This is a genomic window from Pantoea sp. V106_11 (genome assembly GCF_029967885.1).
Lineage (GTDB): Bacteria > Pseudomonadota > Gammaproteobacteria > Enterobacterales > Enterobacteriaceae > Pantoea > Pantoea ananatis.
The window spans coordinates 76,636-92,489 of record NZ_JASCAK010000029.1; the positions used below are offsets into that span (position 1 = coordinate 76,636).

Sequence of the window (15,854 nt, forward strand, 5' to 3'; positions counted from 1 at the left end):
ACCGTTAACCCTCAGGGTGAATATGCAATCTGTCAAAAGCCATGCTGAATTTTACGACGTCCAGTTTTCAAAAGAAGATTTCACCGGTCTGACGATCGCTGAAACGCATTTTGAAGACTGCGAATTCAATAACGCCAACTTTACCTCTGCGGTGTTTTCGGCCTGCAAGTTCATCAACTGTGTGTTTAATCACTGCAATATGAGCCTGCTGAACCCATCCAATAGCCGCTTCTTTGGCGTTCACTTCAATGAGTGCAAGCTGACCGGCATTGACTGGACGACAGCCTACTGGCCCGATTTTTATCTGGATCACGAACTGCATTTTCAGAAATGTATTCTGGCCAGCGGCTCTTTTTTTGGGCTGCGATTGCAGGGTTTAAAAATGGAGGCATGCAAACTGACAGAGGTGGATTTCAGGGAGTGCGATTTAACCGGCGCAACGCTCACCGAATCGGACCTGACGGGCAGTTTATTCAATCACACCGTGCTACGTGGCGCAGATCTCACAGAATCCTGGAATTACGCCATCAATATCTTCCATAACACGGTCGATAAAGCCAAATTCTCTCGCCTGGAAGCGGTTTGTTTGCTGGAAAGTCTGGGCATCGAACTCGTCGATTAGTCGAGGCCTGAGGAGTAACCGCCCCCACGGATACGCTTTGTGGGGCAGGTTTCGTTCGGGGTAACGCCTGGCCACCCTGACGCGCTACCGGCGCGGCGGCCTGCCGTTTCTGACTGACGCCACTTTCTCTTCCGTACGCTGTAGGCCAATAGCACAAAATATTGTATGCTATGCCGCCTTAAAGTTGACCAGGTAACCGGAAGCACGCCAATGTAACTTTGCGCTCACCCCGCGACGACATAAAGTCGCATTTGGCACCGTTTATCCGCCGGTAAGGTTCTGCCGGCCACCGTGATTTATCTGCCGCGCCTGTTAGCGCGTGGCTACGTTGAGAAGAATTCACTCATGTCTAATCCCTTTTTAGAAGAGGTGGCACGCCGCCGCACCTTCGCGATTATCTCGCACCCGGATGCCGGTAAAACCACAATTACCGAAAAAGTCCTGCTGTTCGGACAGGCGATCCAGACCGCCGGTACGGTAAAAGGCCGCGGCTCCAACCAGCATGCGAAGTCTGACTGGATGGAGATGGAAAAGCAGCGTGGTATTTCAATCACGACGTCAGTTATGCAGTTTCCCTATCGTGACAGCCTGGTAAACCTGCTGGATACGCCGGGGCACGAAGACTTCTCTGAAGATACCTATCGTACGCTGACCGCCGTTGACTGCTGCCTGATGGTGATCGACGCAGCGAAAGGCGTTGAAGATCGTACCCGTAAGCTGATGGAAGTGACGCGCCTGCGCGATACGCCGATCCTGACCTTTATGAACAAACTCGACCGTGACATCCGCGATCCGATGGAACTGCTGGATGAAGTGGAAAGCGAGTTAAAAATCGCCTGTGCGCCCATCACATGGCCAATAGGCTGCGGTAAGTTGTTTAAAGGGGTTTATCACCTTTATAACGATGAAACTTATCTCTATCAGACCGGTAAAGGGCACACCATCCAGGAAGTGCGCATCGTTAAAGGCCTGAACAACCCAGACCTCGACGCGGCCGTCGGCGAAGAGCTGGCCGCACAGCTGCGTGAAGAGCTGGAACTGGTGCAGGGCGCCTCGCACGAATTCGAAAAAGAGGCTTTCCTTAGCGGTCAGCTCTCTCCGGTGTTCTTTGGTACTGCGCTGGGTAACTTTGGCGTTGATCATATGCTGGATGGCCTGGTGGAGTGGGCGCCGCGCCCCATGCCGCGCCAGACCGATACCCGCCAGGTTGAGGCAAAAGAAGAGAAATTTACCGGTTTCGTGTTCAAGATTCAGGCTAACATGGATCCCAAGCACCGTGACCGCGTGGCGTTTATGCGCGTGGTATCAGGCCGTTATGAAAAAGGCATGAAGCTGCGCCAGGTGCGCACTGGCAAAGACGTCGTGATTTCTGATGCGTTAACCTTTATGGCGGGCGACCGTTCGCACGTAGAAGAAGCCTATCCGGGCGATATCATCGGCTTGCACAACCACGGCACGATTCAGATCGGCGACACCTTTACCCAGGGTGAGAACATGAAGTTCACCGGTATTCCGAACTTCGCGCCAGAACTGTTCCGCCGTATTCGCCTGCGCGATCCGCTGAAGCAAAAGCAACTGCTGAAAGGGCTGGTCCAGCTGTCGGAAGAGGGCGCGGTTCAGGTGTTCCGTCCGGTTCACAATAACGACCTGATTGTGGGAGCAGTTGGTGTCCTGCAGTTTGACGTGGTCGTCGCGCGTCTGAAAAGCGAATACAACGTTGAAGCCATCTATGAGGCGATTAACGTTTCTACGGCACGTTGGGTCGAGTGCAGCGATGCCAAAAAGTTCGAAGATTTCCAGCGTAAAAATGAGGTGAACCTCGCGCTGGATGGCGGTGATAACCTGACCTATATCGCTCCCACCATGGTGAATCTGAATATTACTCAGGAACGCTATCCTGATGTGACATTCCGTAAAACCCGCGAGCACTAATTCGTGCTTTCAGGGCCATTCCAGCACGGAATGGCCCTGTTTCAACGGATACAGAACCCTCCTAAAACGCGCCTTTTCCTCTCTTTTGACGCACGATCAACCAGTTACCCGAGCAAAACTCTAAATCCCGACTATGATTACTTCATCGGACGGTTTAAGAGACTTATTCTCCCCGCGTCCAGTGCCGCAGCAGCACTGTTTGCTGCTCTTGCGCCCACAGTTTTGGGCGAGTTAACAGATAGAAGGATGATATCGATGCACACAACTAAGATTACTAAAACATTGATGGCTGCGATGATCGGTACTGCTCTGCTGAGCGGAAGCGCATTTGCAGAGGAATCCGCGTCTCAGAAAGCCTCACAAACGGCTGACAGCGCCGGTGCAAAAATTGACAGCTCAATGAAGAAAGTGGGCGGCTTTATGGATGACAGCGCCGTGACGGCTAAAGCAAAAGCGGCCCTGGTTGATGACGACTCCATCAAAAGCACCGACATTTCTGTCAAAACCCATCAGGGCGTTGTTACCCTGAGCGGCTTTGTGACCTCACAAGATCAGGCTGAGAAAGCCGTGGCCGTGGTGAAAAAAGTTGAAGGCGTTAAATCAGTCAGCGACAAGCTGCACGTGAAAGACGCGAAAAAACAGTCAATGAAAGGTTATGCCGGTGACGCTGCCACAACCAGCGAAATTAAAGCTAAGCTATTAGCAGATGACATGGTTCCTTCACGTAACGTGAAAGTGGAAACCACCGACGGTGTGGTTCAGCTTTCAGGTGAAGTGGCGAATCAGGCACAGTCTGACCGTGCCGAAAGCATCGCTAAAGCTATCGAAGGCGTAAAAAGTGTTAAAAATGACCTGAAGGTCAAGTCTTAACACGACCCGGTGCGGCTTCTTCCGGAAGTCGCACTGATAAAAATACCCATCGTGGGATGAAACAAGCAGTTCAATATTAAAATGGTTAAGGAGAGGCTTATGTTTCGTTGGGGCATTATTTTTCTGGTGATCGCACTGATCGCTGCTGCATTAGGTTTTGGTGGCCTTGCCGGTACCGCAGCCTGGGCAGCTAAAGTCGTATTCGTGGTGGGTATTATTCTGTTCCTCATCAGCTTGTTCACTGGCCGTAAAAAGCTATAGCGATGACCCAGACTGTTTGATGCTGGCGTAGTCAGCATCAAACGGAGACCAGTTATTTGTGCGAATGTTATTGTGAGGCAAAGGATGCTTCATATTCGCAACGATGTGTTAAACGGCGCAACGCCAATAGCACAATTTATGGACAACGTAGCTGGTTCTCCGTGCTAGTATCCTTTCACAATTCTAATCCCTGCATTCCCTACATTTGCCTATCGGGAACCCAATCTGAGGTCGGTACATTGGGTATACGTATTCCCGTGACGCTTGGGGCGATTGAACCCCTTGCTCTCACACCTTTTAAAGCCAGGAAAATCGCCTTAGTGTGCGAGGGTGGCGGTCAACGCGGCATCTTCACCGCCGGCGTATTAGATGAGTTTCAGCGGGCTAAATTCAACCCTTTCCAGCTTTTGCTTGGCACGTCTGCCGGGGCACAGAATCTGTCTGCCTTTGTCTGCGCGCAGCCGGGCTACGCGCGCCGGGTGATCACCCGCTATACGACCAGCAAGCAGTTTTTCGATCCGCTGCGTTTCTTACGCGGCGGCAATCTTATCGATCTCGACTGGTTAATCGACATCACCCGAAGCGAATTCCCCCTGGCGATGAGCAGTGCCGAAACCCTGTTTTCCAGCGGGCGCGAATTCTATATGTGTGCCTGCCGCAGTGATGACTATGCGCCCAGTTATTTTGCGCCCACCAGTGATAACTGGCTGGAAATCATTAAGGCATCCAGCGCCATTCCGGGCTTTTATCGCCTGGGGGTGGATCTGGAAGGCATCAGCTATCTGGACGGTGGCGTCAGTGATGCTATACCCGTGCGTGAGGCGGCCAAACGTGGCGCAGATACGATCGTGGTGATCCGTACCGTACCCTCACAGATGTTCGATACGCCACGCTGGATAACGCGTATGGAACGCTGGTTTAGCGGCGGTGCGCTGCAGCCGATGCTCACTATCCTGCATCATCATGAGCAGACCTATCGGGAAACGCAGCAGTTTATTGAGTCACCGCCAGGGGATTTACGCATCATTGAAATTTTCCCACCGCGCGTGCTGGCCAGTAACGCGTTAGGCAGCCGGATCGCCTCGCTTAACCAGGATTACCACCTGGGACGCCGCTGTGGCCGCTATTTTATGGCGACGCTGGGCCAGTGGCTGAGCGATGCCGAGCCGCAAACAGGGCTGGATATCGTTACGCCTGCCGCGCCGGTGGCGAATGAACCCAACAGTGGGGCGATCGTTACGCCGCTGGCGGGCAATGACGACGCCTGGAATGAAGGCTCGCTGGCATGAGGTTTGTGGATACCCATTGCCACTTTGATTTTCCGCCCTTCGTCGGGCAGGCGGCGGAAAGTCTTGCCCGGGCCGCCCAGTCCGGCGTTGAAAAAATTATCGTGCCCTCGATAGACGCGGGACGCTTTGCAACGGTCTGCCAGCTGGCTCACGCGCATCCCGCCCTTTATGCTGCGCTGGGGCTGCATCCGATTGTTATTGAACATCATCAGGAATCGCATCTTAGCGAGCTGGAAGCCCGGTTGATAAAGCCGCCCGCTAAGCTGGTAGCGTTAGGTGAGATCGGTTTGGATCTTTATCGGGACGATCCGCAGTTCGACAAGCAGAAACATTTTCTGGATGCGCAGCTGAAGCTGGCTAAACGTTACGATCTGCCGGTGATCCTGCACTCGCGTCGAACGCACGATCAGCTGGCGCTGCATCTGCGCCGTCACGATCTCTCGCGCCGTGGCGTGGTTCATGGTTTTGCCGGTAGCCTGCAGCAGGCCCAGGCTTTTATCAAACTTGGCTATGCGATTGGCGTGGGCGGCACCATTACCTATCCGCGCGCCAGTAAAACCCGACAGACCATCGCACAGTTACCGCTTTCATCCTTGTTGCTGGAAACGGATGCCCCCGATATGCCGCTGAACGGTTTTCAGGGCCAGCCCAACCGACCAGAGCGCGCTTTTCAGGTGTGGCAGGTGCTGTGTGAACTGCGTGAAGAAGCGCCAGAGGTCATTGCCGATGCGCTATGGCACAACAGCCACAGACTTTTTCGCCTTTCCTGATGTCGCCCGTTTACCCTTCTTCTCACAAAATGTTATAATAGTAACATTCCCGTCGTGGGCTTATACGGGCTTCACTTCGCCTGATTTCGTGACTGAATCAACTTTAATTTGAAATATTGCAGTTGTTTCATATTTCGATGTGACGAATGGCACATATTCACCGGCTCCGAATTGTTATTATTATCACATATGGGTGGATAATAATTCACCCCTTGTCCTGGAGATTGTTATGACTGATATCAAACAGCAGGCTCTACGCGCGCTGAAACTGATGGATTTAACCACCCTGAATGAAGATGACACCGATGAGAAAGTGATCGCACTCTGTCACCAGGCGAAATCCCCGGTGGGCAATACCGCCGCCATCTGCATTTATCCGCGTTTTATTCCCATTGCTCGCAAAACGCTGCGTGAGCAGGGCACGCCGGACGTGCGTATTGCCACCGTCACCAACTTCCCCCACGGCAATGACGACATCGAGATCGCACTGGCTGAAACCCGTGCCGCTATCGCCTACGGTGCTGACGAAGTGGACGTGGTTTTCCCTTATCGCGCGCTGATGGCTGGCAATACTCAGGTGGGCTTTGATCTGGTTAAAGCCTGCAAAACAGCCTGTGCGGAAGCGGATGTACTGCTGAAAGTGATTATTGAAACCGGTGAGCTGAAGCAGGAAGCGCTGATCCGTCAGGCCTCTGAAATTGCCATTGATGCCGGAGCGGACTTTATCAAAACCTCAACCGGTAAAGTGCCCGTGAATGCAACGCCCGAAGTGGCGCAGATCATGATGAGCGTGATCCGCGATAAAGGTGTGAAAGCGCAGGTTGGCTTTAAACCGGCTGGCGGCGTGCGTACCGCTGAAGATGCCGCCATCTATCTGCAACTGGCTGAAGATACGCTGGGTGCCGACTGGGCTGACGCACGCCACTTCCGTTTTGGCGCTTCCAGCCTGCTGGCAAACCTGCTGAACACCCTTGGACACAGCAGCGATACCCGTCAGTCAGGCTACTGATATCTCCGGGCGGCATCTTGCCGCCTTTTCTCCTCTTTCCCTGACGTAAGGGGGCGACTTTGTACCTTGCACAAGAAATCATTCGAAAAAAACGTGACGGCCACGCGCTGAGTGAAGACGAGATTCGTTTCTTCATTAACGGCGTGCGTGATAACAGCGTTTCGGAAGGACAAATTGCCGCGCTGGCAATGACCATTTATTTTCACGATATGTCGCTGCCGGAGCGGGTTGCCCTGACGATGGCGATGCGTGACTCAGGCACCGTGCTGAACTGGAAATCCCTGAATCTGAACGGGCCGGTGGTCGATAAGCACTCCACCGGCGGCGTCGGCGATGTCACCTCGTTGATGCTGGGGCCGATGGTGGCCGCCTGTGGCGGCTATATCCCGATGATCTCAGGTCGCGGGCTGGGGCACACCGGCGGCACCTTGGACAAGCTGGAAGCGATTCCCGGGTTTGACATTTTCCCCAGTGATGACCACTTTCGCCAGACCATAAAGCAGGTTGGCGTGGCAATTATTGGCCAAACCAACTCCCTGGCTCCGGCGGACAAACGCTTTTACGCCACGCGCGACATCACGGCCACCGTGGATTCGATTCCGCTGATCACCGCCTCGATTCTGGCGAAAAAGCTGGCCGAAGGGCTGGATGCGCTGGTGATGGATGTCAAAGTCGGCTCCGGGGCATTTATGCCCACGTATGAAGCCTCTGAAAATCTGGCGCAGGCCATTGTTGGCGTCGCCAACGGCGCGGGCTGTCGCACCACGGCGCTGTTAACGGATATGAACCAGGTGCTGGCCTCCACGGCCGGTAACGCGCTGGAAGTGCGCGAAGCAGTGCGCTTCCTGACCGGTGCGCAGCGTAACCCGCGCCTGCTGGAAGTCACTTTGGCGCTGTGCAGCGAAATGCTGATCTCCGGCAAACTGGCGGAAAATGAGGCTGAGGCACGCGAAAAACTCATGACGGTGCTGGATAACGGCAAGGCCGCAGAGGTGTTTGCCCGCATGGTGGCGGCGCAGAAGGGCCCGACCGATTTTGTTGAGCGCTACGACAGCTATTTACCTGCGCCAACGATGAGCAAAGCGGTTTATGCCGACCGGGCAGGCTGTGTTACGCATATGGATACCCGCGCGCTGGGCATGGCGGTGGTGGCGATGGGCGGTGGACGCCAGCGCGCCAGTGATGCCATCGATTACAGCGTGGGCCTGAGCGACATGATCACCCTGGGCGAGCAGGTGGATGCTTCACGTCCGCTGGCGGTCATCCATGCCAGCAGCGAAGCGCACTGGCAACAGGCCGCTGCCGCCGTAAAAGCCGCGATTACCTTGGGTGAACGCGCCCCGGCAGCCACGCCTGTCGTGTATCGCCGCGTCACTGAGGCAGGCTGACGCAGGGAACCCCTTTATACCGTCCCGGATTCAGGTATACTGATCTGATCGCTTTTTTTTGACTTGTCGCGCGCTTTTGGCGCAGGAGACTGGCATGAAACGTGCTTTTATTATGGTGCTGGATTCGTTTGGAATCGGCGCCAGCAAAGATGCCGATAAATTCGGTGATGCAGGTTCAGATACGTTAGGTCATATCGCAGAAGCCTGCTTTAACGGTCAGGCGGATAAGGGCCGTAAAGGGCCGCTGCACTTACCTAATCTGACCGCGCTGGGCCTGGGCAAAGCGGCTGAGCTGTCTACTGGTCGTTTTCCTGCGGGGCTGGATCCTGAGGCGAAGATCACGGGCGCCTATGCTTACGCCAGTGAGCTTTCATCGGGCAAAGATACGCCGTCTGGCCACTGGGAAATCGCCGGCGTGCCTGTTCTGTTTGACTGGGGATACTTCAGCGATAAGCAGAACAGCTTCCCGCAGGCGCTGCTGGACAAGCTGGTGGAACGCGCCGGTTTACCCGGCTATCTCGGCAACTGCCACTCATCCGGTACGGTAATCCTCGACCAGTTGGGCGAAGAGCACATGCACTCTGGCAAGCCGATTTTCTACACCTCGGCGGACTCCGTATTCCAGATCGCCTGCCACGAAGAAACCTTCGGGCTGGAGCGGTTGTATGAACTTTGTGAAATTGCGCGTGAAGAGCTGACCGAAGGCGGCTACAACATTGGTCGCGTGATTGCCCGGCCGTTTGTGGGCGACAAAGCAGGCAGCTTCGAGCGCACCGGCAACCGTCACGATCTGGCCGTTGAGCCGCCATCGCCGACCATGCTGAAGAAGCTGGTGGACGAGAAGGGCGGTCATGTGATTTCGGTTGGTAAAATTGCCGATATCTATGCTGAGCAGGGCATCACTAAAAAAGTGAAAGCCACCGGTCTGGACGCGCTGTTTGATGCGACCATTCAGGAAATGAAAACTGCGCCGGATCAGGCGATTGTGTTCACCAACTTTGTCGACTTCGATTCCACTTGGGGCCATCGCCGCGACGTTGCGGGTTATGCGGGCGGCCTGGAGCTGTTTGACCGCCGTTTGCCAGAGCTCATGGAACTGGTCAAAGAGGATGATATTTTGATCCTCACCGCCGACCACGGCTGTGACCCGACCTGGGAAGGCACGGAACACACACGCGAGCATATTCCGATCCTGATTTACGGACCGAAGGTTGAGCCGGGATCGCTGGGCTATCGCGACACCTTTGCCGATATCGGCCAGACGATCGCGCACTATTTTGACCTGTCCCCCATGGACTACGGCAAGAACATGCTGTAAAAACAGCGAAATTTTTAAAAAGGATAGAGAATTATGGCAACTCCTCACATTAATGCAGAAATGGGTGATTTCGCAGACGTCGTACTGATGCCGGGCGATCCGCTGCGTGCGAAGCACATTGCAGAAACCTTTCTGGAAGATGCCGTTGAGGTGAACAACGTGCGCGGCATGCTGGGCTATACCGGCACTTATAAAGGCCGCAAAATCTCCGTCATGGGCCACGGCATGGGCATTCCCTCCTGCTCCATTTACGCCAAAGAGCTGATCACCGATTTCGGCGTGAAGAAAATCATCCGCGTGGGTTCCTGTGGTGCCGTGCGTCCCGACGTGAAACTGCGTGATATCGTGATCGGCATGGGCGCATCGACCGATTCCAAAGTGAATCGTATGCGTTTCAAGGATCACGATTTTGCCGCGATTGCGGATTTCGATATGGTGCGCAACGCTGTCGATGCGGCCAAAAATCTGGGTGTTGACGCGCGCGTAGGGAATATCTTCTCTGCCGACCTGTTCTACACGCCCGATCCGCAGATGTTTGACGTAATGGAGAAGTTCGGCATTCTCGGTGTGGAAATGGAAGCCGCCGGCATTTACGGCGTGGCTGCTGAATTTGGGGCGAAAGCGCTGACGATCTGCACCGTGTCCGATCATATCCGTACCCATGAGCAGACGACTGCCGCAGAGCGCCAGACAACCTTTAATGACATGATTAAGATTGCGCTGGAATCTGTGCTGCTGGGCGATTAATCTCCACGCATCATTGATGCTCTTGCTCACCCGGCAGCGCGACGTTGCCGGGTGAGCGCGTCAGAAGATTTACGCTTCCCGCTCATTTCGCAACATTCTCATCAAATGACACACTTTTCATCAGGCTTGTGCATCTTGCTACTGGCAAGGACCGCTTATGCCACTATCATGAAGCCGAACAATAAATAACAACATGCCAGACTGAAAATACCTGCCTGATGAATTTTCGAAATTTCGACGCTGAAGAGAAGTTGTTTGTACGCCGTGCCGCCATGGCATTTGTGCTGGTCTGCATCTGCTTCACCATCCTGGGTTTAAACCTGTATCGCCTGCAGGTACGCGATCACAGCTATTACCAGACGCGCTCAAACCAAAACGATATCAAAATGATCCCTATCGCGCCCACACGCGGGCTGATTTTCGACCGTAACGGGATTCCGCTGGTGCGCAATGTGACCTGGTACGACATCACTATCACCCCGTATAAAGTGGACGATATGAAGGACGTGCTGCGCCAGCTCACGCCGCTTATCGATTTGACACCGGACGACATTGCGCGTTTTCAGCACGATCTCCGGCAGAACAGCCGCTACAAACCGGTTATCCTCAAAGAGGAACTTACCGACGAAGAGGTGGCGCGCTTTTCAGTCAACCAGTTCCGGTTTACCGGCGTCAGCATTGATACCTATCAGGACAGGGAATATCCCTATGGGGCCGATCTGGCGCATGTTGTCGGCTACGTCTCTAAAATCAATGATAACGACTATAAGCGGCTGAATGCCGAAGGCATTGCTGAAAACTACGCGGCTGACCACAACATCGGTAAGCAGGGGATTGAAGGCTATTACGAATCCCTGCTGCACGGTAAGCCGGGCTATCAGGAAGTGGAAGTGGATAACCATGGCCGCATTGTCCGGGTGCTGAAAGAAGTGCCGCCGGTAGCAGGCAAGAACATCACCCTGACGCTGGACCTGCATCTGCAACAGTATGCGGAAAGCCTGCTGGCCGGACAGCGTGCCGCATTGCTGGTGGAAGATCCCCATGACGGATCCGTACTGGCGATGGTTTCCAGCCCCAGCTACGATCCCAACCCTTTTGTGAAGGGCATCAGCTATAAAGCCTACAAGACGCTGCTGCAGGATAAAAACCTGCCGCTGATTAACCGTGTCACCCAGGGGCTGTATCCCCCGGCCTCCACCGTCAAACCCTATATGGCGATGTCTGCCCTGTTAACCCATGTGATTACGCCGCAAACCACCTTTTTTGGCGGCCCAACATGGACGCTGCCGGGCACCGACCGTCGCTACCGTGACTGGAAAAAAAGCGGCCACGGCACGCTCGATGTCACCAAAGCGATCGAAGAGTCTGCAGATACCTTCTTCTATCAGGTGGCCTTTATGATGGGCATCGATCGCATTCACACCATGCTCAGCAAATTTGGTTACGGCCGCTCCACAGGCATCGATCTGAACGAAGAGTACAGCGGCCTGCTACCCAGCCGCGACTGGAAAATGAAAGTCCATAAAAAGCCCTGGTATCAGGGGGACACGGTGTCGGTGGGGATCGGTCAGGGCTACTGGATTGCGACCCCGATTCAGATGGTGAAGGCGCTGGTAACCTTGATTAATAATGGACGGGTGATTACGCCGCACTTACTGGAAAAATCCCAGCTCGGCACCCGGGTTCAGCTCTATCAGCCTAAGCTGCCACAGGCGCAGATTGGCGATCCGAATTCTCCCTACTGGTCATTAGTGCGCCACGCTATGTTTGGCATGGCCAACGCACCGAACGGGACGGGCTATAAATATTTCCATACCGCGCCTTACGGCATTGCAGCGAAAAGTGGGACATCTCAGGTGTTCAGCCTGAAAGAAAACCAGACCTACAACGCCAAAATGATTCCGGTACGGCTGCGCGATCATACGTTTTATACCGCCTTCGCGCCCTTCAGCGCCCCCAAAGTTGCGGTAGCGTTGATTCTGGAAAACGGCGGAAGTGAAGGCGTGGTTGCCGCGCCGGTGATGCGCAAGCTGCTTGACCATATCTTCCTGCCGCCGACCACCCCGCCGCCCGTTGAGGTGGCACAGCATCAGGCAGGCTAGCGGAAGAATACCCGGTTACGCCCGTGCTTTTTGGCATCGTACAGCGCGGCATCTGCCTGGGTGTAAAGCGTTTCGAACCGGGTGCCTGCTGCGCCCCAGCTGACGCCGAGGCTGGCCGTGACCAGCCGCTCCGGCAGTGCATTTAACGGCGAAGCGTTCAGCGAGGCGAGAATGGCTCCGGCGACGATAACCGCATCGCCCAGCCAGGTATTGGGCAGCATGATGGTGAACTCTTCACCGCCGATTCGACCGATGCTGGCGATGGCAGGCGTATTACGCTGAATACGTTGTACCAGTTCGCAAATCACCTTATCCCCGACGGGATGACCGTATTCATCATTGATGCGTTTAAAGAAGTCGATATCAAGAATGATTAAGGCCGCCGGCGCCTGGTCCAGCGTATCGCTGATGCGTTGAATAATGGCGCTGCGGTTCCAGACATCCGTCAGGGGATCGTGCGTGGCTTTGTACTCCAGTTCCGTTGCCAGCTCGTTCAGTTGCTCATTTACCCGGTTCAGCTCACGCTCTGCCCGATCGCTGCGTGAGATTAACCGATAGGTTTCACGCATCAGCCGCTGGTAGTGCCCGTTGAGCTGTAGCAGCGCCTGCCGATACTCTTCAGCCTGCAGGCTAGGCTGCGCCGCGACATGGCTGGCCTGATTGAGTGCCTGGGTTTCTTCCAGAAACAGCTCATTGAGGTGCGTCATTGGCGCTGTTCCGCATGCAGCTTCACGGTTAACGCGGTGAAATCCAGAGACAGCTCTTCGCCAAACTCTTCTGACACGTCATCTTCGGCATCGTAAAACCAGTTCAGTACGATCGTGCAGCCGCTCTGCGCGAGCCTGTTGAACTGATCAAACAGCCCAAACAGCATCTTGGTGCTTGAGCTGTTGAAATAGCTCAGGTCGATATTCACCTCTGCCGCTTGGCTGGCCTGAGGCTGCCAGCTTTCCAGCGCGCTTTGCAGCGGACGGTAAAAGGCGGCGGCATTCTCTGGCCAGGATTCTCCCCGCAGGGAGAATCGGTGCGCCGCAAAGTCAAACTCTACGGCGGGCGTACATTCAGTGGCGGTAAGTTGAATGATTTGCATAGGGGCTTCTTCAGTCATGGCAGATAGTGGCCTTAAGCCAAAAGGCAGAGAGCTCGCTGGCCTCCAGTGGCTGGAAACAATACTCCAGCGGTTCACTGACGTCGCGCGCCAGGGTAAGCAAGCCGATATTGGCGCCTTTGCTCCAGACCGGACTCTCAGCGCGTAACCGGTTTCGGTAAGCTTGTTTAATTTCATCCGCATTCATCACGCGGAGCGAATCCAGATCCCCGCGCAGTTGATGAGTGGCGTCGCTGCCGACCAGGTTTGCGCTTTCCAGATAGTAGCGACCGTCATCGTAACGCAGGCTCAATGAACCAAAGCGATACAGCTGATCGTTGTGGCTCAGCGCCCGGCTGTCCTGCGAGTAACGCAGAATGTTTTGCGCAATCTCGACAAAGCTGGAGAACAGCCGCCGCCTGACTTTTTGCGACCGCTCGTGATTCTCCAGAAACAGCTTGACCACTTCGCCCATCGCCGTGATGTTCTGCGGTGAAAAAAAGCCGGTATACTGCAATGCAATAAGGCCGGACTGCGATTCGGTATTAAAGGGCAGACCCCGTAGTGACTCGTTTTTCATTTTCTTCCCGGTGCAGTCAATAGCGAAAGCCAAACCAGGTGACGTCATCGCGTCGCGCCTGATTACCTTGCCAGCTTAAATAGTCTTGCTGAAACGCCAGCGATAACTCCGCCATAGGCAAATGCTGATAGCGCATCAGCAGAGACTGAATACGCTTATTGCCAAACATGATATTCCGTTCGCCACCTGGTTGATCGGTGACGCCATCCGTGAGGACAAACAGCATGTCGCCCGGATTAAACGCCAGGCTCTGTTCAGGCCAGTGATAGTCTTCCGGCGTATCGGTATAGCCGACGCCGACGCGATCCTGACTGAGCGAGATAATTTCATTGCTGATGTTGCTGAGCATAAATGCCTGGGTTCGGGCGCTGGCCCAGCGCAGCTGATGCAGCCCGGTATCTACTGACATCACGATGGCATCGCAGCCATCGTTAGAGAGTGAGGTTTGCTGGGAGGCGTTCAGCTGGCCCAGGGTTTGTTTAATATGGTGATTAAGGGCATGCAGGATGCTGGCAGGTGCCTGCAGATCGGCCTCGCGCAGCGCGTTTTCCAGCGCAGACTGCAAAATCACCGTCATAAAAGCGCCTGGAATTCCGTGGCCCGTGCAGTCGGCGATGACCGCCAGCCAGCCATTGTCATGGCGGTGAAAAGCGTAGTAATCGCCGCCCACGCCGTCTCGGGGCTGCCAGTACAAACACCAGTCGTCGAGCAGGGAGGCAATCAGCTGGTTGGAACGATCCAGCATCGCGTCCTGAATGACCCGCGCGTAATCAATGCTTTGTAAAATTTGCTGATGCTGGCGCGCCTGTAAATCGGAGACGCGGCGAATCAGATCGATCCCCAAGCCAATGCCGATATAGTGCCCGTTCTCCGTCAGGATAAACCCATCGGCGACGGACTTATCCCCGTTGGCCACGACCTGCTGCGCAACGCTTTCCAGCGTATTTTCCACGTCAATCACCAGCGGGAACTTATCCATAAAGGCAATGCAGCTCTTGCGGTCATAGAGTTCGGGAAAGAAAGGGCGCGCCATCTGCGACAAAAAGATGTGGCGGTTGATCATGCCGAACGGCTTGCCGTTTTCCACTACGGGCAACCCGATCAGATCTTTGTGTTCGGCAAAGAGTGCCATGACGGCACGGTTATCTGTTTCCGGACTGACAAAAGGGACCTCAATGCATAACACCCGCGCGTCATAACGGCTTGAGGCGGAAACCACAGTATTCACAGAGGCGGGTAACTGCATGATGCGGCTCTTGATTGTCCAGGAATAATCTTAGAGTAATGAGCGCAGATGACGGATTTATGGCAAAAAAACGGTTGGTAAAAAGAGGGCCGATAAATCGCAGTTAAAGCAAAATTGCAGCGAAAAATAGCCTGCCAGAGGGCGTTCTGCAGCGCGAAAATCCGGCGGTTGATTGGGCGGATTGTTAAATTTTCGCCCGTTCCCCTTCCTGTTGATGGAAAACCCGTCAGTTGATTTCATTTTTGTGAAAAGCGTTTGACGCTGGGGCCTGCTTAAGGTTTAATGCGCCCCGTTGCCCGAATAGCTCAGTCGGTAGAGCAGGGGATTGAAAATCCCCGTGTCCCTGGTTCGATTCCGGGTTCGGGCACCACAAATTTGAAACCCTCGCTTCGGCGGGGGTTTTTGCGTTTGGGGGCTTTAACGCTGTGATGTTGTTGGGGTAAGGTTGATTTACGCGATCGTAATGTTCTGGTTTACGGTTTCGATGGTCGGCATTTTCACTATGTGATGCTGAAAGCCTATGGGCGGGGATGGCACAGAGGCGCATTTTCGTCATTGCCTTGCACAACATGCAGCTTCGCCGTGTGCGAGCTGATGAGATACCGCAGAAGCGAATTATTCCCTAGATAACCA

15 protein-coding genes and 1 tRNA gene are annotated in these 15,854 nt (G+C 54.5%); 12 read left to right on the forward strand and 4 right to left on the reverse strand.

All coding sequences use genetic code 11. The annotated features are described in order from the left end of the window. The first annotated feature begins 22 nt into the window (after positions 1 to 22). From QLG08_RS12650 to mrdA, 11 genes are all read left to right on the forward strand, one after another. Positions 23 to 622 (forward strand): pentapeptide repeat-containing protein, encoded by a 600-nt coding sequence (locus QLG08_RS12650; protein WP_014605062.1) that lies wholly within the window; start codon positions 23 to 25, stop codon positions 620 to 622. Between the two features lie 345 nt (positions 623 to 967). Beyond that, positions 968 to 2,554: a peptide chain release factor 3 gene (gene prfC, locus QLG08_RS12655; protein WP_014594591.1), complete on the forward strand. Its 1,587-nt coding sequence runs from the start codon at positions 968 to 970 to the stop codon at positions 2,552 to 2,554. A gap of 255 nt (positions 2,555 to 2,809) precedes the next feature. Beyond that, on the forward strand, positions 2,810 to 3,424 hold the full coding sequence (osmY, locus tag QLG08_RS12660; protein WP_014605063.1) for a molecular chaperone OsmY: 615 nt from the start codon (positions 2,810 to 2,812) through the stop codon (positions 3,422 to 3,424). Between the two features lie 99 nt (positions 3,425 to 3,523). Beyond that, a complete protein-coding gene (locus QLG08_RS12665) occupies positions 3,524 to 3,685 on the forward strand; it encodes a DUF1328 domain-containing protein (RefSeq protein ID WP_003848537.1) in 162 nt (53 codons plus the stop codon). 239 nt (positions 3,686 to 3,924) lie between these two features. Beyond that, entirely contained in the window at positions 3,925 to 4,974 is a 1,050-nt protein-coding gene (locus QLG08_RS12670; protein ID WP_014605064.1) for a patatin family protein, read from the forward strand. After that, positions 4,971 to 5,744 carry a TatD family hydrolase gene (locus tag QLG08_RS12675; RefSeq protein ID WP_200286800.1) on the forward strand — a complete coding sequence of 258 codons (774 nt, stop codon included), beginning with the start codon at positions 4,971 to 4,973 and terminating at the stop codon, positions 5,742 to 5,744. Before QLG08_RS12670 ends, QLG08_RS12675 begins: the two co-directional genes overlap by 4 nt. Before the next feature lie 229 nt (positions 5,745 to 5,973). Then, a complete protein-coding gene (gene deoC / locus QLG08_RS12680; protein ID WP_014605066.1) occupies positions 5,974 to 6,753 on the forward strand; it encodes a deoxyribose-phosphate aldolase in 780 nt (259 codons plus the stop codon). A 59-nt stretch (positions 6,754 to 6,812) separates the two neighbouring features. After that, positions 6,813 to 8,141 carry a thymidine phosphorylase gene (deoA, locus tag QLG08_RS12685; protein ID WP_015699531.1) on the forward strand — a complete coding sequence of 443 codons (1,329 nt, stop codon included), beginning with the start codon at positions 6,813 to 6,815 and terminating at the stop codon, positions 8,139 to 8,141. A 94-nt stretch (positions 8,142 to 8,235) separates the two neighbouring features. Further along, entirely contained in the window at positions 8,236 to 9,459 is a 1,224-nt protein-coding gene (gene deoB / locus QLG08_RS12690) for a phosphopentomutase (protein ID WP_014605068.1), read from the forward strand. Between the two features lie 33 nt (positions 9,460 to 9,492). Continuing rightward, positions 9,493 to 10,206, forward strand: coding sequence for a purine-nucleoside phosphorylase (deoD, locus tag QLG08_RS12695; RefSeq protein ID WP_200286801.1), 714 nt, complete (start codon positions 9,493 to 9,495; stop codon positions 10,204 to 10,206). A 218-nt stretch (positions 10,207 to 10,424) separates the two neighbouring features. Then, positions 10,425 to 12,308, forward strand: a complete 1,884-nt coding sequence (mrdA, locus tag QLG08_RS12700; RefSeq protein WP_014605069.1) for a penicillin-binding protein 2 — start codon at positions 10,425 to 10,427, stop codon at positions 12,306 to 12,308. Here the strand turns inward: mrdA and QLG08_RS12705 are convergent. From QLG08_RS12705 to QLG08_RS12720, 4 genes are read right to left on the reverse strand one after another with little or no spacing between them, the layout of a single operon-like run. Continuing rightward, the gene (locus tag QLG08_RS12705) at positions 12,305 to 13,015 is read right to left on the reverse strand and encodes a GGDEF domain-containing protein (RefSeq protein WP_029570648.1); all 711 of its coding nucleotides are present in this window, start codon (positions 13,013 to 13,015) and stop codon (positions 12,305 to 12,307) included. The genes mrdA and QLG08_RS12705 overlap by 4 nt on opposite strands. Then, positions 13,012 to 13,398 (reverse strand): DUF1987 domain-containing protein, encoded by a 387-nt coding sequence (locus tag QLG08_RS12710; protein WP_202945045.1) that lies wholly within the window; start codon positions 13,396 to 13,398, stop codon positions 13,012 to 13,014. Before QLG08_RS12710 ends, QLG08_RS12705 begins: the two co-directional genes overlap by 4 nt. A 10-nt stretch (positions 13,399 to 13,408) precedes the next feature. Beyond that, positions 13,409 to 13,975 (reverse strand): SiaB family protein kinase, encoded by a 567-nt coding sequence (locus QLG08_RS12715; RefSeq protein WP_014605071.1) that lies wholly within the window; start codon positions 13,973 to 13,975, stop codon positions 13,409 to 13,411. Between the two features lie 16 nt (positions 13,976 to 13,991). Next, positions 13,992 to 15,221 carry a SpoIIE family protein phosphatase gene (locus QLG08_RS12720; protein WP_013027163.1) on the reverse strand — a complete coding sequence of 410 codons (1,230 nt, stop codon included), beginning with the start codon at positions 15,219 to 15,221 and terminating at the stop codon, positions 13,992 to 13,994. Positions 15,222 to 15,515: 294 nt separating this feature from the next. Here QLG08_RS12720 and QLG08_RS12725 point away from each other — a divergent pair. Then, positions 15,516 to 15,591: transfer RNA gene (locus QLG08_RS12725), tRNA-Phe, on the forward strand. The last annotated feature ends 263 nt before the right edge of the window (positions 15,592 to 15,854 follow it).

Excerpts from the sequence above, each read along its gene's own strand:
- QLG08_RS12650 (WP_014605062.1), top strand. The coding sequence starts at position 23 with ATGCAATCTGTCAAAAGCCATGCTGAATTTTACGACGTCCAGTTTTCA.
- prfC (WP_014594591.1), top strand. The coding sequence starts at position 968 with ATGTCTAATCCCTTTTTAGAAGAGGTGGCACGCCGCCGCACCTTCGCG.
- osmY (WP_014605063.1), top strand. The coding sequence starts at position 2,810 with ATGCACACAACTAAGATTACTAAAACATTGATGGCTGCGATGATCGGT.
- QLG08_RS12665 (WP_003848537.1), top strand. The coding sequence starts at position 3,524 with ATGTTTCGTTGGGGCATTATTTTTCTGGTGATCGCACTGATCGCTGCT.
- QLG08_RS12675 (WP_200286800.1), top strand. The coding sequence starts at position 4,971 with ATGAGGTTTGTGGATACCCATTGCCACTTTGATTTTCCGCCCTTCGTC.
- deoC (WP_014605066.1), top strand. The coding sequence starts at position 5,974 with ATGACTGATATCAAACAGCAGGCTCTACGCGCGCTGAAACTGATGGAT.
- deoB (WP_014605068.1), top strand. The coding sequence starts at position 8,236 with ATGAAACGTGCTTTTATTATGGTGCTGGATTCGTTTGGAATCGGCGCC.
- deoD (WP_200286801.1), top strand. The coding sequence starts at position 9,493 with ATGGCAACTCCTCACATTAATGCAGAAATGGGTGATTTCGCAGACGTC.
- mrdA (WP_014605069.1), top strand. The coding sequence starts at position 10,425 with ATGAATTTTCGAAATTTCGACGCTGAAGAGAAGTTGTTTGTACGCCGT.
- QLG08_RS12705 (WP_029570648.1), bottom strand. The coding sequence starts at position 13,015 with ATGACGCACCTCAATGAGCTGTTTCTGGAAGAAACCCAGGCACTCAAT.
- QLG08_RS12710 (WP_202945045.1), bottom strand. The coding sequence starts at position 13,398 with ATGCAAATCATTCAACTTACCGCCACTGAATGTACGCCCGCCGTAGAG.
- QLG08_RS12715 (WP_014605071.1), bottom strand. The coding sequence starts at position 13,975 with ATGAAAAACGAGTCACTACGGGGTCTGCCCTTTAATACCGAATCGCAG.
- QLG08_RS12720 (WP_013027163.1), bottom strand. The coding sequence starts at position 15,221 with ATGCAGTTACCCGCCTCTGTGAATACTGTGGTTTCCGCCTCAAGCCGT.